The 18,990-nt window shown below is 28.0% G+C and carries 18 protein-coding genes; 15 read left to right on the top strand and 3 right to left on the bottom strand.

Annotated elements, in window-relative coordinates:
- Positions 1-165 precede the first annotated feature (165 nt).
- The 6 genes from ACYUEX_RS17115 (at position 166) to ACYUEX_RS17090 (ending at position 6,876) form a co-directional block, all read left to right on the top strand.
- Positions 166-534, top strand: a complete 369-nt coding sequence (locus tag ACYUEX_RS17115) for a rhodanese-like domain-containing protein (protein ID WP_460289239.1) — start codon at positions 166-168, stop codon at positions 532-534.
- A 507-nt stretch (positions 535-1,041) separates the two neighbouring features.
- On the top strand, positions 1,042-1,830 hold the full coding sequence (locus ACYUEX_RS17110; RefSeq protein ID WP_460289238.1) for an electron transfer flavoprotein subunit beta/FixA family protein: 789 nt from the start codon (positions 1,042-1,044) through the stop codon (positions 1,828-1,830).
- Between the two features lie 11 nt (positions 1,831-1,841).
- Complete coding sequence (locus ACYUEX_RS17105; RefSeq protein ID WP_460289237.1) at positions 1,842-3,044, top strand: FAD-binding protein; 1,203 nt, start codon at positions 1,842-1,844, stop codon at positions 3,042-3,044.
- The gene (locus ACYUEX_RS17100) at positions 3,034-4,434 is read left to right on the top strand and encodes an FAD-binding oxidoreductase (protein ID WP_460289236.1); all 1,401 of its coding nucleotides are present in this window, start codon (positions 3,034-3,036) and stop codon (positions 4,432-4,434) included. Before ACYUEX_RS17105 ends, ACYUEX_RS17100 begins: the two co-directional genes overlap by 11 nt.
- A gap of 125 nt (positions 4,435-4,559) precedes the next feature.
- On the top strand, positions 4,560-6,002 hold the full coding sequence (locus tag ACYUEX_RS17095; protein WP_460289235.1) for an FAD-dependent oxidoreductase: 1,443 nt from the start codon (positions 4,560-4,562) through the stop codon (positions 6,000-6,002).
- Positions 5,992-6,876: a tocopherol cyclase family protein gene (locus ACYUEX_RS17090; protein WP_460289234.1), complete on the top strand. Its 885-nt coding sequence runs from the start codon at positions 5,992-5,994 to the stop codon at positions 6,874-6,876. The genes ACYUEX_RS17095 and ACYUEX_RS17090 overlap by 11 nt, the downstream gene beginning before the upstream one ends.
- A gap of 31 nt (positions 6,877-6,907) precedes the next feature.
- On the opposite strand, the gene pflB is transcribed toward ACYUEX_RS17090, so the two are convergent.
- Positions 6,908-9,136 carry a formate C-acetyltransferase gene (gene pflB, locus ACYUEX_RS17085; RefSeq protein ID WP_460289233.1) on the bottom strand — a complete coding sequence of 743 codons (2,229 nt, stop codon included), beginning with the start codon at positions 9,134-9,136 and terminating at the stop codon, positions 6,908-6,910.
- A 265-nt stretch (positions 9,137-9,401) separates the two neighbouring features.
- On the opposite strand from pflB, the gene ACYUEX_RS17080 reads away from it, so the two are divergent.
- The 7 genes from ACYUEX_RS17080 (at position 9,402) to ACYUEX_RS17050 (ending at position 15,375) form a co-directional block, all read left to right on the top strand.
- Positions 9,402-9,722 (top strand): (2Fe-2S)-binding protein, encoded by a 321-nt coding sequence (locus tag ACYUEX_RS17080; protein ID WP_460289232.1) that lies wholly within the window; start codon positions 9,402-9,404, stop codon positions 9,720-9,722.
- 229 nt (positions 9,723-9,951) lie between these two features.
- Positions 9,952-10,704, top strand: a complete 753-nt coding sequence (locus tag ACYUEX_RS17075) for a DeoR/GlpR family DNA-binding transcription regulator (protein WP_460289231.1) — start codon at positions 9,952-9,954, stop codon at positions 10,702-10,704.
- Positions 10,701-11,606, top strand: a complete 906-nt coding sequence (pfkB, locus tag ACYUEX_RS17070; protein ID WP_460289230.1) for a 1-phosphofructokinase — start codon at positions 10,701-10,703, stop codon at positions 11,604-11,606. The genes ACYUEX_RS17075 and pfkB overlap by 4 nt, the downstream gene beginning before the upstream one ends.
- A gap of 197 nt (positions 11,607-11,803) precedes the next feature.
- Positions 11,804-12,391 (top strand): rubrerythrin, encoded by a 588-nt coding sequence (gene rbr, locus ACYUEX_RS17065; protein WP_460289229.1) that lies wholly within the window; start codon positions 11,804-11,806, stop codon positions 12,389-12,391.
- Positions 12,392-12,590: 199 nt separating this feature from the next.
- On the top strand, positions 12,591-14,423 hold the full coding sequence (locus ACYUEX_RS17060; RefSeq protein ID WP_460289228.1) for an ATP-binding protein: 1,833 nt from the start codon (positions 12,591-12,593) through the stop codon (positions 14,421-14,423).
- Positions 14,424-14,442: 19 nt separating this feature from the next.
- Positions 14,443-15,024: a response regulator gene (locus ACYUEX_RS17055; protein WP_460289227.1), complete on the top strand. Its 582-nt coding sequence runs from the start codon at positions 14,443-14,445 to the stop codon at positions 15,022-15,024.
- A 60-nt stretch (positions 15,025-15,084) separates the two neighbouring features.
- Complete coding sequence (locus tag ACYUEX_RS17050) at positions 15,085-15,375, top strand: DUF3892 domain-containing protein (RefSeq protein WP_322413656.1); 291 nt, start codon at positions 15,085-15,087, stop codon at positions 15,373-15,375.
- A 93-nt stretch (positions 15,376-15,468) separates the two neighbouring features.
- Here ACYUEX_RS17050 and ACYUEX_RS17045 read toward each other — a convergent pair whose 3' ends face one another.
- Both ACYUEX_RS17045 and ACYUEX_RS17040 read right to left on the bottom strand, forming a co-directional pair.
- Positions 15,469-16,452 carry a DUF4097 family beta strand repeat-containing protein gene (locus ACYUEX_RS17045; protein WP_460289226.1) on the bottom strand — a complete coding sequence of 328 codons (984 nt, stop codon included), beginning with the start codon at positions 16,450-16,452 and terminating at the stop codon, positions 15,469-15,471.
- On the bottom strand, positions 16,452-17,153 hold the full coding sequence (locus tag ACYUEX_RS17040) for a DUF1700 domain-containing protein (RefSeq protein WP_460289225.1): 702 nt from the start codon (positions 17,151-17,153) through the stop codon (positions 16,452-16,454). The genes ACYUEX_RS17045 and ACYUEX_RS17040 overlap by 1 nt, the downstream gene beginning before the upstream one ends.
- A gap of 566 nt (positions 17,154-17,719) precedes the next feature.
- Between ACYUEX_RS17040 and sfsA the strand changes: the two genes are divergently transcribed.
- Both sfsA and ACYUEX_RS17030 read left to right on the top strand, forming a co-directional pair.
- Entirely contained in the window at positions 17,720-18,415 is a 696-nt protein-coding gene (gene sfsA / locus ACYUEX_RS17035; RefSeq protein WP_460289224.1) for a DNA/RNA nuclease SfsA, read from the top strand.
- 62 nt (positions 18,416-18,477) lie between these two features.
- Complete coding sequence (locus ACYUEX_RS17030; protein WP_460289223.1) at positions 18,478-18,981, top strand: NAD(+) diphosphatase; 504 nt, start codon at positions 18,478-18,480, stop codon at positions 18,979-18,981.
- Positions 18,982-18,990: the final 9 nt, after the last annotated feature.

The raw sequence follows: 18,990 nt of genomic DNA, 5'->3' as shown, positions 1-18,990 counted from the left end.
TCATTTTATTTGAAGAAAATTTATGATAGAAGCTAAATTTAAAATGTACTTTAAATAAATAAAGAATTAATCAAATAAGACATATAAATATGCGCCTAAGAAAAGTAAACAATGAATATAGTTTCGCATATGATAGAAAATATTATTGTATTTCTAGGGGAAATAATGTTTGTAAAGTTCGAGAATATAAATGATAGAAAGATTATAGATGTTAGAACTAAATCGGAATTTTTGATAATGAATATGACAGAATATAATATACCAGTAATAAATGAACTTCAGCATCAAAAGATAAAAAAGTTTTATCCATTGGCTATTTTTATAATAAGCATAGGAATAATAAAAAATAGAAAGAAAATAAAAAAATTATTATTGGAAATATCGAACAATAGAAATGATGAGGTTATAATAGCTTGTTCTAGAGGGAGGCTAAGAAGTCCAATTACTTATTTATATGCTAGAATTATAGGTGTAAAATGTAAAATACTATGGGGTGGATTAAAGAAAAAATATTACGTGAAAATGAAACAGTAGGTAGATTTGTTTTAGAACAAATCAACTACTGTTTTTTCTATAGGATAAATTAAAATATCAAGTACAAAGCTAATTAAATGCAAAAAATAATCACATTGGCACTAGAAGAAATATTCAGATTCAGTTTGTATTCCTGTATATACAAAATAGTTAAAAGTACAATAAGAAGTTCTCCATAATTCAATCCAGTACATGTAATGAGGTAGGTTAAGTATTACAAATAAGTTAAAAGTATAAATAACTTTTCCTTTTGGATGAAATGAAATTTCAGAAAAAAGACAAAAATGCGTTATAAAAATAACTATTATAGACAACCTTTTATAAAAGGTTTACAATTGGTTTTAGATAACGTTTAAATAGGAATAATTTACAACCATTTTGGGGGTGGGGTGTAAAAAGTAATTAGAGTTTAATATACAAAATTGTGTATATTAAAGTAAATTTTATGAATGTTTTCTTAAATTTATATAGAAGACTTAAAAATAATAAATCAGGGGAGATGAATTCATGAATACTATAGTGTGTATCAAACAGGTACCAGGAACATCAAAGGTTGAGGTAGATGAAAAAACAGGAGTTCTAAAAAGAGATGGAATAGATACAAAGATGAATCCATATGATCTTTATGCATTAGAAACTGCTTTTAATATTAAAGAACAAAAAGGTGGAGAGGTAAATGTAATAAGCATGGGACCACCTCAAGCCATGGAGGTAATAAGAGAAGCTTTTTCCATGGGGGCTGATAATGGAGTATTAATATCAGATAGAAAATTTGCAGGTGCAGATGTTTTAGCAACTGCATATACAATATCACAAGGAATAAGAAAATCTGGGGAATTTGATTTAATTATTTGTGGTAAACAAACAACAGATGGAGATACAGCACAAGTTGGTCCAGAAATGGCAGAATATTTGGATATTCCTCATGTTGCTAATGTTAGAAAGATTTTAGAGATAGCAGATGATTACATAGCAGTAGAAATGGACATGGCAGATACAGTTGAAATTGTAGAAATTAAATATCCTTGTTTATTAACTGTAGAAAAAGACATATTTGAACCTAGATTACCTTCATATAGAAAAAAGATAGAATCAAAAGGCAGGGAAATTAAGGTTATATCATTAAATGACTTTGAGGATAAAGATGAAAATAAATATGGGTTAAATGGCTCACCAACGCAAGTAGAGAGAATATTTCCGCCTGAATCTAATGCACACCATGAAATATGGAGTGGAGATTCAGATGAAATAAGTGAAAATATAGTTAATAAATTAAAAGAATTAAAGTTTATTTAGGGGGATATGATATGGCTAAATTAGTAATTAATCAAGATAAAGTAATAAATATAGATGAGATTATTAAAATTTGTCCTTTTGGAGCATTAGAAAATGATAATGGAAAATTAGATATAAATTCTAATTGTAAAATGTGTAAGTTATGTGTAAAAAAAGGACCTAAGGGAGCTGTAGAGTATTTAGAAGAAGAAAGAATATTGATAGATAAAAGTAAATGGAAAGGGATAGCAGTATATGTAGATCATGTTAATGGAGATATACACCCTGTTACCTTTGAACTTATAGGAAAGGCAAGAGAATTAGCTAATAAAGTGAAACAAGATGTATATTGTATTTTTATAGGACACAATATAACTGAAAAAGCAAAGGAATTGCTACATTATGGAGTAGATAAAGTATATATATATGATTATGAGAAGTTAAATAACTTTATTATAGAACCATATACAGCGATGTTTGAAAGTTTTATAGATGAAGTTAAACCATCTGTTATTTTAGTTGGAGCAACTAATGTAGGAAGATCATTAGCACCAAGAGTAGCAGCAAGATATAGAACAGGTTTAACGGCTGATTGTACCGTTTTAGATATAAAAGAAAATACAGATTTAATACAGATAAGACCAGCCTTTGGCGGAAATATAATGGCTCAGATAATTACTCCAAATTCAAGACCTCAGTTAGCTACAGTTAGGTACAAGGTTATGTCTGCCCCAGAAAGAAGTAGGGAAGCACATGGAGAGTTGGTAATTTGTAATATAAATAAAGACAAGCTGAATTCTAATATTACTGTTAGAAGTGTAGTAAATAAAGAGAAAGAGCATAGCATATCAGAAGCTGATGTTTTAATTGTCGCTGGAAGAGGAGTAAAAAGCGAGAAAGATATGAATATGATTAGAGAATTAGCCAATCTTTTAGGAGGAGAAGTTGCAGTTACTAGACCTTTAATTGAATCAGGATGGGAAGATGCTAGCAAACAGGTTGGTTTAAGCGGAAGAACAACTAGGGCTAAGCTTATAATAACATGTGGAGTATCTGGTGCAGTTCAATTTACAGCTGGTATGAATAACTCAGATTATATATTCGCTATAAATAAGGATGATAAAGCACCAATATTTAAGGTTGCTCATTATGGAATTGTAGGAGATATATATGAAGTAATTCCTAAATTGATTCAAAAGATTAAGGAAAATGGAGGGGAAGCATATGCAATATAACAAAGTAATAAATCAAAATATAGAGGATATAAAAGCATTAATTAATGATAACGATAGAATTTTCTATGGAGAAAATATAAATGAGGACTATAGTCATGACGAATTAGGCTTTGTTAGAAAACTACCAGATGCAGTTGTTAAAGTAATTACAACTGAAGAAGTATCTAAGATTATGAAGTATGCTTACGAAAATAATATACCAGTAACAGCAAGAGGTTCTGGAACAGGATTAGTTGGAGCGTGTGTACCATTAGAAGGTGGAATAGTTATAGATTTAAGCGGAATGAATAATATATTAGAATTAGATGAAGAAAATCTAACTCTAACAGTAGAACCAGGAGTTTTACTTATGGAAATAGGAAAGTTTGTTCAAGAGCACGACCTTTTTTATCCACCAGATCCAGGTGAAAAGACAGCTACAATAGGTGGAAATATAAGTACTAATGCAGGTGGAATGAGAGCTGTAAAGTATGGTGTAACAAGAGATTATGTAAGGGGCTTAGAAGTTGTAACTCCAAAAGGGGATATTATAAATATAGGAGGAAAGGTTGTAAAAAATAGTTCAGGATATAGTATTAAGGATTTAATAATAGGTTCAGAAGGAACTTTAGGAATAATAACTAAAGCAATATTGAAGTTACTTCCATTACCTAAAAAAGCAATAAGTTTATTAGTACCTTTTAAAGAATTAGAAACAGCTATTGAAACTGTACCAAAAATAATTAAATCAAAAGCTGTTCCAACAGCTATTGAATTTATGCAAGGTGAAGTAATACTTGCAGCAGAAGAGTATTTAGGTAAAAAGTTCCCAGATCATAGTTCAGATGCTTATTTATTATTAACCTTTGATGGAAATTCAAAAGAGGAAATAGAAAATAATTATCAAAGAGTTGCTGATATATGTTTAAATGAAGGTGCTATAGATGTATTTATATCAGATACAGAAGAAAGACAAGAAGCTATATGGTCTGCAAGAGGAGCTTTCTTAGAAGCTATAAAATCTTCTACAACTGAAATGGATGAGGTAGACGTAGTAGTGCCAAGAAATAAGGTTGCTAGCTTTGTAAAGTTTACTCATAAGCTTCAAGAAGAGCATAAAATAAGAATAAAAAGTTTTGGACATGCTGGAGATGGAAATTTACACATTTATATTTTAAAAGATGATTTAAATGAAGATGAATGGCAAACAAAACTTAATGATGTAATGAAATGTATGTATGATAAAGCTAAAGAACTTAGGGGACAAGTTTCGGGAGAACATGGAATAGGATATGCTAAAAAGGGATATCTAAGCGAATCATTAAGTGATGAAAATATAGAGTTAATGAGGGGAATAAAATCAGTTTTTGATCCTAAGAATATATTAAATCCAGGAAAAGTATGTTATTAGAATGAACTATAAAAAGCCTAGTGAATAGAAATGTCACTAGGTTTTTTATTAAATAATTATTTAAATAACCATATTGGTTTAATTAATCAAATTAATGGAATAATAACCAATGAGGTGATATTTTTATGAAGTCAGTTTGGAGTGAAAGTTATACTGTTAAAGAAAGAAAATCATTAAATGGTGATATTGAAGTAGAAGCAGTAGTGGTAGGTGCTGGAATTGCAGGGCTATTAATAGCTTATATGCTTAAAAAAAGGGGAGTAGATGTTGTTGTTATTGAAAGAGATAGAATATTAAATGGAAACACTTTAAATACTACAGCTAAGATAACTATGCAGCATGATATAATTTATAGTAAATTAATTAAAGAATTTGGGCAAAAAAGTGCAAGGGATTATGCAGTTGCAAATCAATTAGCAATAAAAACCTATAAAGATATAATAAATGAAAATAAAATAGACTGTAATTTTGAAGAAAAGGATGCGTATATATACACTTTAAATAATCCTAAAGAGATAATTGATGAATATGAAGCTGCTAAAAAATTAGGAATAGATGCAGAACTAGTTGATGAAATTGAATTGCCATTTAAGATAGAGAAGGCTTTAAAATTTAAAAAGCAAGCTCAGTTTAATCCCATTAAGTTTTTAAATTATATAGCAGAAGATTTAAATATTTATGAAAACACAAAGGTTACAGATATAAAGGAAAACATAGTAATAACTGAAAAAGGAAATGTTAAAGCTAAAAATATAGTAGTTGCAACACATTTTCCAATTATAAATTTTCCAGGCTATTATTTCTTAAGAATGCATCAAGAAAGAGCTTATGTAATAGCATTGGAGAATGCTCAAAAGTTAAATGGGATGTATGTTGATGAAAACAAAACTGGATATTCCTTCAGAAGCTATGAAGACTTAGTAATATTAACTGGAGCAGATAGAAGAACTGGTAGTAATGAAGAGGGCGGAAGATATGATGAGCTAAGAAAACTTGCGAAAGAATTATATCCAGATGCAATTGAAAAATATAATTGGTCAGCACAAGATTGTATGACTTCTGATGGAATTCCATATATAGGATTGTACTCTAAAGAAATGCCAAATGTTTATGTTGCAACTGGATTTAATAAATGGGGAATGACATCCTCAATGGTTTCAGCAATAATTTTATCAGATAAGATAGCTGGTGTAATGAATGACTTTTACGATATATTTTCACCAAGCAGATTTGATATGACTGCATCGATAAAAAATATGCTTATAGATGGAGCACAAACAACTTATAATTTTATAGCTCAAAAAATTCATATTCCAATGGACACTATAGAATATATAGAAAATGGAACTGGTGGAATAGTTATTTATAATGGTGAGAAGGTTGGTGTGTATAAAGACGATGAAGGAAGAGTGTACGCAGTTTCAACAAAATGCCCACATTTAGGTTGTGAATTAGGTTGGAATAGTGATGATTTATCCTGGGAGTGCCCATGTCATGGATCAAGGTTTGATTACAAGGGTAATCTACTAGATTCACCATCTATTAAGAATTTAAAATATGAAGAATAATAGCACATATAATAAGAAAAAAAGTTTTTTTGAAGGATGGTATTTTAAAAACCAATATAATGGTGGTAGCATTGCATTTATTCCAGGAATAAATATAGATAAAGACGGGCTTAAATATGCTTTTATTCAAATTATAACAAACACAAACTCATATAATATAAAGTATAAATTTGAAGATTTTTCAGTTAGCTATGATAAACTAACAGTTAAAATAAAAGATAATATATTTTCTAGAAAAGGTATAATATTAAATATAAAAAGTAACGAAATCAAAGTAAATGGAAAGCTAAGTTATGATAGCATCATACCTATTAAATACGATATAATGGGACCTTTTTCATTAGTTCCATTTATGGAGTGTAATCATGGAGTAATAAGTTTACATCATAAAATTAATGGGAAATTAAATATAGATAACAAAGAAATTGTAATAGAAAATGGAGTTGGCTATATTGAAAAAGATTTGGGGACATCATTTCCTAAATCATATTTATGGATTCAAAGTAATAATTTTAAAGAAGAAAAAACGAGCATTATGGTTTCCATAGCAGATATACCTTTTTTAGGATTTGAATTTAAGGGCTGCATAGCAGTAGTTTTATATAAAGGTAAGGAATATAGATTAGCAACTTATAATGGAGTTAAAATAATTAAATATGATGAAAAAGGATTAATTATAAGAAGAGGAAAATATAAATTAGAAGTACTAATAAATGAAAATTATCCACAAAAATTGTTAGCTCCTGATGGTGGTGAGATGGTTAGAACTATTTATGAAAACATAGAGTGTACAGCAAAATTTAAATTTTACATAAATCAAGAAAAGATATTTGAATTAGAAAGTAAGAATACTAGTTTTGAGTATGTAAAGTAAAAGGACTTAGAAAACCTAAGTCCTTTATATATTACATTGATTTGTGGAATGTTCTGTTTATAACATCTAATTGTTGTTCTCTTGTTAACTTAATAAAGTTTACAGCATAACCAGAAACTCTAATAGTTAATTGAGGATATAATTCTGGATGTTCCATAGCATCTAATAAAGTTTCTCTATCAAATACATTAACATTTAAGTGATGAGCATTTTGACCAAAATATCCATCCATTAAGGAACTTAAGTTCTTAATTCTGTCTTCAGAAGTTTTTCCTAAAGCATCTGGAATTATTGAGAAAGTATTTGATATACCATCTTGAGAATGTTCATATGGTAACTTAGCAACTGAGTTTAATGATGCTAATGAACCACTGTTATCTCTTCCGTGCATTGGGTTTGCTCCTGGAGCAAATGGTTCTCCAGCTTTTCTTCCATCTGGAGTAGTACCAGTTTTCTTACCATAAACAACATTTGAAGTTATAGTTAATACTGATTGAGTGTGGTAAGCATTTCTGTAAGTCTTGTTTTGTCTGATTTTGTTCATCATGTTTTCAACTAAATATACAGCTATATCATCAACTCTATCATCATCGTTTCCGTATTTAGGGAAATCTCCTTCAATTTCAAAATCGATAGCTACGCCTTCTTCATTTCTTATTGGTTTTACTTTAGCATATTTAATAGCTGAAAGTGAGTCAGCACAAACTGAAAGACCAGCTATACCACAAGCCATTGTTCTAAATACATCTCTATCATGTAGAGCCATTTGTAATTTTTCATAAGAGTATTTATCGTGCATGTAGTGAATAACATTTAAAGTATTAACGTAAAGGTTAGCTAACCAATCTGTCATTAGCTCAAACTTTTCCATTACTTCATCATAATTTAAGTATTCACTAGTTATTGGAGCTAATTTTGGTCCAACTTGCATTCCATATTTTTCATCTTTACCACCATTTATAGCGTAAAGTAAAGTCTTAGCTAAGTTAACTCTAGCACCAAAGAATTGCATTTGCTTACCAACCTTCATAGCAGATACGCAACAAGCTATAGCATAATCGTCTCCCCAGTAAGGAGCCATTAAATCATCATTTTCATATTGAACAGAGCTTGTATCAATAGAAACCTTAGAACAGAAATCCTTAAAGCCTTGAGGTAATCTTGTTGACCATAAAACAGTAAGGTTTGGTTCTGGTGATGGTCCTAAAGTGTATAAAGTGTTAAGAATTCTGAAAGAGTTCTTAGTAACTAAAGTTCTTCCATCTAATCCCATACCACCGATTGACTCAGTAACCCAAGTTGGATCTCCTGAGAATAAATCATTGTATTCTGGAGTTCTTAAGAATTTAACAAGTCTTAGTTTCATAACAAAATGGTCAACTAATTCTTGAGCTTCTTCTTCAGTAATTAATCCAGCTTTTAAATCTCTTTCAATATATATATCTAAGAAAGTTGAAGTTCTTCCAAGAGACATAGCAGCACCATTTTGGTCCTTGATAGCTCCTAAGAAACCAAAGTATAACCATTGAATAGCTTCTTTAGCATTAGTAGCAGGTCCTGAAATATCTAAACCGTAAGTTTCAGCTAATCCTTTTAATTCTTTTAATGCAACGATTTGATCTGAAAGTTCTTCTCTTAATCTAATAACATCTTCATCTATGCATCTAACTTCTAAGCTCTTCTTTTGAGCAATTTTATCTTGTATTAATCTATCAACACCATAAAGAGCAACTCTTCTGTAGTCACCTATGATTCTTCCTCTACCATAAGCATCAGGAAGACCAGTTATAACACCTGATTTTCTTGCTAATCTCATGTCATCAGTATAAGCATCAAATACTCCTTGGTTGTGGCTCTTTCTATATTTAGTAAATATTTCAGAAATTTTAGGGTTTATTTCATATCCATAAGACTTAGCTGCATTTTCAGCCATTCTTACTCCACCAAAAGGCATAACTGCTCTTTTTAATGGGGCATCAGTTTGAACACCAACTATTTTTTCAAAAGCTTTGTCTATATAACCAGCGTTATATTCATTGATTCCAGAAATAGTTTCGGTATCAACATCTAAAACACCATTTTCTCTTTCTTTTTTAAATAATTCACTTACTTCTTCCCATAACTTAGTTGTTGCTTCTGTAGCACCGACTAAAAAGTTATCATTTCCTTCGTATGCAGTATAATTTAGTTGTATAAAGTTTCTTACATCAATAGATCTAGTCCATTGACCTTCTTTAAAATTGATCCATTCTTGCTTCATATAGTGCACCCCTTTTTCTAACATTTAATAAACATTAACTTTATTGGAAATAATTATCAATGAATAACGTTTATCAAATAAATTTTAACATCAAAGCTGATTTATTGCAATGAGTTAGTGAATAAATTGAGTAATAAAAATAAAATAGGTAAATCGATATACTAAAAATATGGATAAAATAAATTAATTAATAAAAAATATTGAATAATATATTTTATCGATATATAATTATAAAGAAATAACAGATATGTTTTAGGAGGAAGTTATGGCTGGAGATAGAAAAATTTGTAGATGCAGAAATGTAAGCTACGTCGATATAAGAAAAGAAATGATAAATGGAGCAAGAACGCTAGAAGAAATAATGGAAAAGACAGGAGCAGCTACTTGTTGTGGAGGATGTACTAGTGAAGTTAAATCAATTTTAGAATCTGTATGTGGTTGTAAAGGTGTATCATTAGAAGCAGTAGTAAATGCAGTTAATAATGGTGCTGATACAGTAGAAAAAGTTGGAGAAGTTACAAAAGCTGGTACTGGATGTGGTAGATGTAAATCTCTGATAGAAAATGTTATAGAATTAAAGAAATAGAGTATATTTTGCTATTAATTACACGGAAATAAACCTTAAGGATAAAATACCTTAAGGTTTATTTTTTTAGAATTAACTTATTAATTAAAGTGAATAAAAATGACTGGAACTTTAAAAATATTTAATTATACATATGAATAAACATTAATGAATGAAAATGAACGAAAATGAATTAAATTGGTTGAAATTGATTTTTAAAAGTTGTATTATTTAGTTGGGAGTGATTTTAATGTTAACTGAAGAAAGACATAAGCGTATCCTAGAAGAACTTAAAAATAATTCTGTAATACACGTAAATGAACTTGTGAAAATATTAGACACATCAGAGTCAACAATAAGAAGAGACTTAAATTTCTTAAATAAGGAAGGAAAATTAAAAAAGGTTCATGGAGGTGCTACTCTATTAGAAAAAGAGTTTAATACTAAAGATGATTTGGTATCAATAAGAGCAACATTAAATATAAATGAAAAATCAATGATTGCAAAGTATGCAGCAAGCCTTATAAAAAAAGATGATTTTGTATATATAGACTCTGGAACAACAACTAATTTGATGATTGATTTTATAAAAGAAAGAAATGCTGTATATGTTACTAATGGAATAAATCAAGCTAAGAAGTTAATAAGCAATGGATTTAAAACTTATATACTTGGAGGAGAAATAAAGGCATCTACAGAAGCTGTAGTAGGTGTTGAGGCCATAAATAGTTTAAAAAAATATAACTTTACAAAGGGGTTCTTCGGAACAAATGGTATATCAGATTGCAGGGGATATACTACGCCAGATATTAAAGAAGCACTAGTAAAAGAAGAAGCATTAAAAAGAACAAGAAGTCCGTATATCTTAGCAGATCAAACTAAATTTGATGAAATAAGTTGTGTAACTTTCGGAGAAATAGATGGAGCAGTAATAATAACAACAATATTAAATAAGAGTAATTACAATAATAGAGCAAAAATAGTGGAGGTTTTAAAACTATGATTTACACTATAACTTTTAATCCAGCACTAGATTATATAGTGAGGGTTGAAGATTTTAAATTAGGACAAGTAAATAGGACATCTTATGAAGAAGTTTATGCTGGGGGTAAGGGTATAAATGTTTCTATAGTATTAAATAATTTAAATGTGGAAAATGTAGCACTTGGATATATAGCTGGATTTACTGGCGATGAGATAGAGAGAAGGGTTAAATCTTTTGGCTGTAGTACAGATTTTATAAAGCTTAAAGATGGTGTGTCTAGAATAAATGTTAAATTAAAGGCTAATGAGGAATCGGAAATAAATGGGCAAGGACCAAATATTACAAGTAATGATTTAGAAGAGTTATATAAAAAACTAGATTTATTAAAAGAAGGCGATATTTTAGTCTTAGCTGGAAGTGTTCCCAAAACTCTTCCTAAAAATATATACGAAATAATAATGGAGAAGTTATCTAATAAAGGTATTAAATTTGTTGTTGATACAACAGGAGAGCTTTTATTGAATGTATTAAAATATAATCCATTTCTAATAAAACCTAATAATCATGAATTAGCAGAATTGTTTAATACTACCATAGATATTGAAGAAGAAATAATAATTTATGCAAAAAAGCTTAGAGAAATGGGAGCTAGAAATGTTCTAGTTTCTATGGCTGGCGATGGAGCTATATTTATAACAGAGAATGATGAGATAATTAAGTCAGAGGTTCCAAAGGGAAAGCTTATTAATTCAGTTGGGGCTGGTGATTCAATGGTAGGTGGTTTCATAGCTGGATATTTAAGAAATGAAAGCATAGAAGAAGCCTTTAAGATTGGTGTTGCAACCGGAAGTGCTAGTGCATTCTCAGAAGGGTTAGCAACAAAAGAAAAAGTTTATGAGTTATTGAATGAAATACTATAGTTTAGAGGGGAATTATAATATTTTTGTATATATAATAGATTAAATAAGTATATTTACAAAGGAAGCCATGTGAGTGAATTTAGAATAATTAATAAGAATATTAATTATTTATTCAATTTGCTAATTAATTATATATGTAATATAATACAAGTATGGGTAAATGATGAAAATAAATCTATAATATGGAGGGTGATGAGATGAAAAGCTTAAAAGGTACTAAAACAGCAGAAAATTTAATGAAGTCTTTTGCAGGAGAATCACAAGCTAGAACAAGATATACTTATTATGCTAGTGTAGCTAAAAAGCAAGGCTATGTTCAAATAGCTAATATATTCCTAGAAACTGCAGAACAAGAAAAGGAACATGCAAAGAGATTTTATAAGTTTTTAAAGGATGATTTTGCAGGAGAGGCTGTAGAAATAAATGCTGCGTATCCGGTAGATTTATATGATGATACTGCTAAAAACCTAATGGCAGCAGCTAAGGGTGAGCATGAAGAATGGTCACATGATTATCCTGAATTTGCTAGGATTGCGAGAGAAGAGGGATTCCCTGCGATTGCAGCAGCTTATGAGAGAATATCAGAAGTAGAAAATAGACATGAAAGAAGATATAATAAGTTATTAAAGAATATAGAAGAAGGAAAAGTGTTTAAAAAGGATAATGTAGTTTTATGGAAGTGTAACAATTGTGGGTATATTTTTGAGGGTGAAGAAGCTCCTGAAGTATGTCCAGCATGTTTACATCCACAAGGATATTTTGAAGTATTTACAGAAAATTATTAATAGTAATTAATGGCTTAAGAGTACATACTCTTAGGCTATTTTTTTAATCTATATAAAATAGTTAATAATAATATTTCGTATTTATAAGTTTTTGAGATATTTATATTATAAAAGTAAAATAAATGTGGAATATAGCTTTGTTTATTATGTATAATTAATAAAGTAAATAGCCAAAATTTTGAATTGAGAGGTTAAAGTTATGACTAACTCTTTAAAAAAGAAATTTACCGCCATATATATTACTTTAGTTATTATTATTATAGCAGTGGGCATGGTTTCTACATTTAATATATATACTCTTAGAAAATCTATAAATGGATTAATTACTAATAATTATAAAAGTATTGATACAAGCAATAATATGATTAAATGCATAGATAATCAAGATAAAGCTATATTAATATATTTACAAGAAAACAAAGAAGAGGCATTAAATCTATTTCATACAAGTGATGATGAATTTTACAAGTGGTTTTATATTGAAAAGAGTAATATAACAGAAACTGGTGAAGAAGAACTAGTAAATGAGATAGGCTTACAGTATATAGAGTTTAGCAAGTTATTTTCATCCTTACAAGATCATAATAATGGTGCAAATCATAATGAATTAGTAGAAATATATAAAGAAAGAATAGCACCTCAAATAATATTGCTTAAAGAAAAGCTTAATGCTTTATCAGATTTAAATGAAGAAGTTATGTTTAATAAAAAAAGTAATTTAAAAAATAGTGCAGAGTCATCAACATATTTAATTATATTGGTATCAGTTGTAGGAGCAATATTTGGAGGATATATAGCTATGTTTTTTACCAATAGATATTTTAATCCAATACAACTTCTATTAAATGCTATAAAATCAGTAAAAGAAGGTAATTTAAATAAGCAAGCTCCAGTAATATATAATGATGAAATAGGGTTATTAGCTAAAGAATTTAACAATATGACAAATAGATTATACGAATTTGAAAAAAGTACTAAGGGAGACTTAATGTCTGAAAAGAACAGATCTATAAGTATAATCAAAAGCATATCAGATCCTATAATAGTCTTAGACGATAAATTTAAAGTTAAGTTCATAAACAATGAAGGAGAAAACTTTTTTAATATAGAAGAAAAAGATATTGTTGATAAAAATTTTCTAGAAGTAATAAATATATCAGAAATATATGATTATGTTATAGAAGTTATAAATAATGATGACGAAAATATAGAAAAGTTAATAGAGATAACAAAAAACAATAAAAAATATTTCTTCAATATAACAGCCACTATTATTAAAGGATCAGAGAAAAAAATTAATGAAGTAGTTGTATTATTTAAGAATATTACTGGACTAAAAGAGCTTGAAATGGTAAAAGTAAATTTTATAGGAACAATATCTCATGAGCTTAAAACTCCATTAACCTCAATAATGATGGGAGTTGGACTTATAAGTAATAGCAATATAGGCAGATTAAATAAAAAACAAGAAGATATATTAGAAACTATAAAGGAAGATGTACAGAGATTAAATGATTTAGTATCAAATTTACTAAAGATATCACAAATTCAATCAAACAGAGCATCATTTAATATAAAATCTAATGATATTAATGAATTAGTATATGAATGTGTAGAAAATTTTTTAACTCAAGCAAATGAGAAGGGAATAGATTTAAGTTTAGAGTTAGAAGAAAGGCTGCCGTATGTTATGATAGATGAAGAAAAAATAAAGTGGGTATTAAATAATTTAATATCTAATGCAATAAGATACACAAAAAATGGAACAGTAAAATTATCAGGATACATTAAAGAAAACTATATAGTTATATCTGTAAAAGATACAGGAAGGGGAATACCAAAAGATTATTTAGAAAAGGTATTTGAGAAATTTGTTAGAGTAGAAGGATTTGAAATCCCAGAAGAAAGTACAGGTTTGGGGTTATCCATAGCAAAAGAGATTGTAGAGATACACGAAGGTAAAATTTGGTGCGAAAGTAGAGTTGGATTTGGAAGTAAGTTTACATTTACTATCCCAATAGCACAAAAGTAATTAATTAGGAGCTGATTATATGAAGAGGGTTTTAGTGATTGATGATACAAAAAATATAAGAATATTATTAAGTACTTGCTTAGAGTTGAGAGGATATGAGGTTATTACGGCAGACAATGGTATTGAAGCATTAAATATAATAAACAATGTAAATGAAAATATAGATTTAATATTTTTAGATATAAGAATGCCAGGAATAAGTGGAACAGAAGTTTTAAAAAATATTAAGTTTAATTGTCATGTTGTTATAATGACAGCTTTTGCAACTGTGAAAAATGCAATAGAATGTACTAAATTAGGAGCAGTAGCATATTTACAGAAACCTTTTTCACCAGACAGAATAAATCTTGTATTAGATGAAATTGAAAATAAAGATTTAGATAATAAGAAGGATAATGAAAACATAAAGGATAATCTAGATAGAGTAAGAGAGTTGTTAAATTCAAATAATATAGAAGCTGCTCATGATCTTTTAAAAGCTTCAATAGGAATAGATCCATATAATAAGGAAATATATTTATTAATAAGTAAAGTTAATGAATTAGCTGGCAATATAGAAGAAGCAAATAGATTTAAAGAGATATATAAGTTATTTAACTGATTTGAATTAAAAAACTGTTAATGGATAAAATAACACTATACTTAACAGGAGGTGTTATTTATGAAAGAAAAAAATGAAGCAATTGATAGATTACCAGAAAATAAAGAGGTGCAAACACCACATAGTAATGCACAATCAATAAGAGCTGTAGTTAAAAAGTCTGGTGAAATAATTGGATATGAACTTTCAACTGGAGAAAGGATATCAAAAGAAGAAGGAGTTCAAATGGCTAAGAGTGGTGAAATAGCTGGTGTTTCAGTTTCTATATCTAGGAAAGGTGAGGAATATTTAAGAAGTCTTCCAGACCAAGACGAGAACAATAATTTAAGTTCTTTACCAACAGTAAAATAGAATACAAAATAATTTAAGTTATGATATGAATTTATTTTAAATAAAAAGGCTAAGGAAAAGCTAATATGTGTTCCTTAGCCTTAATTTATATAGTTAATATGATAGATTTAAGTTTCCACTAACTGTTTTTATATTGGCTTTAGTTGAGCCATCTCCAAGGGTTAATGAAACATTTTCTTTATTAAGTTGTTTGTTATTATCTTTATTTTTATAAAAATCTCCATTTACTGTTGAGTAGTTAATGGATAAATTACTATCATTAGGTGTAGATAAATAAACCTCTCCAGAAGTTGTATTAATATCGATATTAGTTAGGGATGGTGAAATTAAGGCTGAAACATTTCCATTAACAGTTGAAAGCATTACCTTACCAGAAAGCTCTGTTGATGATATATTACCATTTATAGTATTTAGATATAAATCTTTAGTTCTAAAAGTGTTAGTGGTTATATTTCCATTAGTGTTAGAAATATTTGAAGTTTCACAGGTTATATTACTAAGAGATATATCAGAGCTAATTGACTTCAAATTAAGAGATTTTAGCGTTAAATTATCTAATTTTATACTGCCAGAGAATAAATTTGCACTTAAATTATTAGAATATGAGTAAGGTATCTTTATTAAAAAGTCAATATTCTTTTTATTATTTACAACAGAAGATAAATTACTAGATGGTAATAAATTTAATGTCTTATTGTCTACATTACTTGATATAAAATCATTATTATTTTGTATTTGGATTCCTTCGCTAGAGTATGCATATAAGCTTAAAGTATCACCAGGATAACTTTTAAGAAAAACAGTATATCCATTAAAATCTATATTTATATTATCAATTTCATTTAAATTAAATGTTTTTGAAAAAATTTCATCTCCGTTTATAGTATTAGTTCTATTAACTGAGTGCTTATTAAAAAGATCTTCAAGTATAGATTCATTTACATTAAAATAATTGCTAAGCTTAAAATTACTATAATATAATTGAATAAATGCGGTACTGAAGCATATTATAGATGAAACTAGGAGAAAAGACATAAAGAATTTCATTTTAGTGCTAATTATTTTTTTGTTCGTCATTACTTTTCCTCCTTTATTTTTGAAGAGATCCAATTTACTAATCTTTTAATTAATATAACACATAGTTTTATTACATAATATAAACTTAATATTAAAAATATAAACAATAGCGAGCTTCCAGCAACAGTAAAAGCTATAACTGAATTTGGAAAATCTAATATAAATGAAGGAAAAATAAAAATTCCTATTGTATTAGTAGCAACTTTTCCAAGGAGAATACCTATACCTACAACACTAATAGAAAGAGTAGTAACTATTAAAGAGATTATAATAGCAAATATAGTTCCTGTTATCCCAAGAGTTATTGGTCCAAATAGGATTAAACTAAGAATTATTATTATTAATGTTATAATAAAATTATTAGAAGATCTTTTTTTGCTTTCATGTGCATATTGATCATGATAATTTAAATCACTATGATTTTGTTTTGAATTATAAGCATTTTTATACTTTAAATCTTCTTCATTATTTATATTTTCTTCATTTAAAGGAGCTTGATATTTTTTTAAGTATCCATTTCTATATTTATCAACTATGTCATATGGATTTCCAAGTTCATTAATTATTTCATCATCACTTTTTCCAGATGCAAAGCTAATATCAAAATGCTCTTTGTAATCATATAAAATATCACTTAACTTTCCTTCGGGAAAGTCATTTAAACCTTGTTTAAGAATATCTAAAAATGTATCTTTAGTCATTATAATTATACCCCCTGTAATAACATTACTAATAGAATTTATAAATTTCTTTTAGCGAGGTTATTAAAAACATTTATTTAATATTAGTATATGAAATAGTATTATATATCACAAGGTGATAGATAACCTTTAAGAAAATTTTAAGATGTAGATAAGTAAATATTAAGAAGTGGAAAAATGTTAAAAGTGTGGAAAGTTATCCACAAAATGTGGACAACTTGTAAAAACTGTTGAAAACTTTTAAAAAAGGTATTGACACAATATATATGTGAAGAATATATGTTTGTAACAATATGATGATTTTTGGCAAAGAACGTTAATATATGTACTAGAGTGTAGTGGTTAAAATTCTTTAGTTTCATATGTTAAAATAAAGTTATGCACAGTTTGTACAAAATGTGGATAAAAACTGTGGATAATGTTACACTAATACTATAAATATAGAGAAATTAAGGATTATTTAAATTTATCCTGTGGACAACTTATATATTAATAAGGAATGTGGATAAAGTATATGCTAAAATTTGTTGAAATTTAGAAAGATAATCTAACTTAAGGAGAGAAAAATGAAATATAATAAAAATATATATGAAGCAGTATTTAAAAAAAGACCAAATAGATTTAATGCTATAGTTATATTAAAGGATGAAGAGATAGTTGCACATGTTCCTAACACAGGAAGATGTAAAGAAATATTAAAAGATGGAACAAAGGTATTTTTAAGAGAAGAGTTAAATCCAACAAGAAAAACAAAGTATGATTTAATTGCAGCTATTAAGGGAGATACTTTAATTAGTATAGACTCTCAAATACCTAATAAAGTAGTTAATGAGGCATTAGTTAATAAAAAAATTAATATTTTGAATAAGTACACTAAAATTAGCAGAGAAAAGACTTTTGGAAAAAGTAGATTTGATTTTAAGTTATCCACAGAAGATGAAAAGGAAATATATTATTTAGAGGTTAAGGGAGTAACATTAGAGGAAAATGGACATTGTATGTTTCCAGATGCTCCAACAGAAAGAGGGGTAAAACATATAATGGAGCTTATAGAAGCTAAGAAAAAAGGTTTTGGAGCAGGAATTTTATTTTTAATTCAACTAGATAATGTTAAGACCTTTTCTCCTAATGATATAACGGATGTTGAATTTGGTAATGCATTAAGATTGGCAAAAGAAAACCATGTAGATATAATGGCGTACAGCTGTATAGTTGATAGAGAAGGAATTGAAATAAATAATATTGTTGATATAATATTATAAATAGTAGATTAAAATAATTATAAGCTTATATTAATATTATTTGCTGAATTAAGAGGTGTATTATGAAGTACAAGTTTTGTCCTTTATGTGGTAAAGGATTAGAAGAAAAATATAGTTGGGATGAGGGTGGTGTACCTTATTGCGCACATGATGATGTTATGTTTTTTGATACACCAAAGCCATGTATAATGGTCGCTATAGTTAAAGAAGATGAGATATTATTGCTAAAGCAAAGTTATATATTTGAAAATTCTAAGGTTTTATTATCAGGATATGTTGGAAACAACGAAACGGCAGAGCAAGCAGTTTATAGAGAAGTAAAAGAAGAAGCTGGAATTGATATAAATAATATTACATATCTAGGATCTGACTATGTAAAAGATAAAGAAATCTTAATGATAACATTTATGGCAGACTATGTTTCAGGAACTATAAAAAAATCTACTGAAGTTGAAGGTATGGGATGGAGCAAGCTTTCAAGTGCTTTAGATGAAATGAAGGAAGATATAATAGGAACAAAAGTAGTAAAAAAGGTTTTAGAGATAAAAGAAATAAGAGAAGAATAAACTTCTCTT

Source organism: Clostridium sp. CTA-7 (genome assembly GCF_054768095.1).
Note: the sequence above shows the minus strand (reverse complement) of the source record. Positions and strands in the feature narration are given on the sequence as shown.

Excerpts from the sequence above, each read along its gene's own strand:
- ACYUEX_RS17115 (WP_460289239.1), top strand. The coding sequence starts at position 166 with ATGTTTGTAAAGTTCGAGAATATAAATGATAGAAAGATTATAGATGTT.
- ACYUEX_RS17110 (WP_460289238.1), top strand. The coding sequence starts at position 1,042 with ATGAATACTATAGTGTGTATCAAACAGGTACCAGGAACATCAAAGGTT.
- ACYUEX_RS17105 (WP_460289237.1), top strand. The coding sequence starts at position 1,842 with ATGGCTAAATTAGTAATTAATCAAGATAAAGTAATAAATATAGATGAG.
- ACYUEX_RS17100 (WP_460289236.1), top strand. The coding sequence starts at position 3,034 with ATGCAATATAACAAAGTAATAAATCAAAATATAGAGGATATAAAAGCA.
- ACYUEX_RS17095 (WP_460289235.1), top strand. The coding sequence starts at position 4,560 with ATGAAGTCAGTTTGGAGTGAAAGTTATACTGTTAAAGAAAGAAAATCA.
- ACYUEX_RS17090 (WP_460289234.1), top strand. The coding sequence starts at position 5,992 with ATGAAGAATAATAGCACATATAATAAGAAAAAAAGTTTTTTTGAAGGA.
- pflB (WP_460289233.1), bottom strand. The coding sequence starts at position 9,136 with ATGAAGCAAGAATGGATCAATTTTAAAGAAGGTCAATGGACTAGATCT.
- ACYUEX_RS17080 (WP_460289232.1), top strand. The coding sequence starts at position 9,402 with ATGGCTGGAGATAGAAAAATTTGTAGATGCAGAAATGTAAGCTACGTC.
- ACYUEX_RS17075 (WP_460289231.1), top strand. The coding sequence starts at position 9,952 with ATGTTAACTGAAGAAAGACATAAGCGTATCCTAGAAGAACTTAAAAAT.
- pfkB (WP_460289230.1), top strand. The coding sequence starts at position 10,701 with ATGATTTACACTATAACTTTTAATCCAGCACTAGATTATATAGTGAGG.
- rbr (WP_460289229.1), top strand. The coding sequence starts at position 11,804 with ATGAAAAGCTTAAAAGGTACTAAAACAGCAGAAAATTTAATGAAGTCT.
- ACYUEX_RS17060 (WP_460289228.1), top strand. The coding sequence starts at position 12,591 with ATGACTAACTCTTTAAAAAAGAAATTTACCGCCATATATATTACTTTA.
- ACYUEX_RS17055 (WP_460289227.1), top strand. The coding sequence starts at position 14,443 with ATGAAGAGGGTTTTAGTGATTGATGATACAAAAAATATAAGAATATTA.
- ACYUEX_RS17050 (WP_322413656.1), top strand. The coding sequence starts at position 15,085 with ATGAAAGAAAAAAATGAAGCAATTGATAGATTACCAGAAAATAAAGAG.
- ACYUEX_RS17045 (WP_460289226.1), bottom strand. The coding sequence starts at position 16,452 with ATGACGAACAAAAAAATAATTAGCACTAAAATGAAATTCTTTATGTCT.
- ACYUEX_RS17040 (WP_460289225.1), bottom strand. The coding sequence starts at position 17,153 with ATGACTAAAGATACATTTTTAGATATTCTTAAACAAGGTTTAAATGAC.
- sfsA (WP_460289224.1), top strand. The coding sequence starts at position 17,720 with ATGAAATATAATAAAAATATATATGAAGCAGTATTTAAAAAAAGACCA.
- ACYUEX_RS17030 (WP_460289223.1), top strand. The coding sequence starts at position 18,478 with ATGAAGTACAAGTTTTGTCCTTTATGTGGTAAAGGATTAGAAGAAAAA.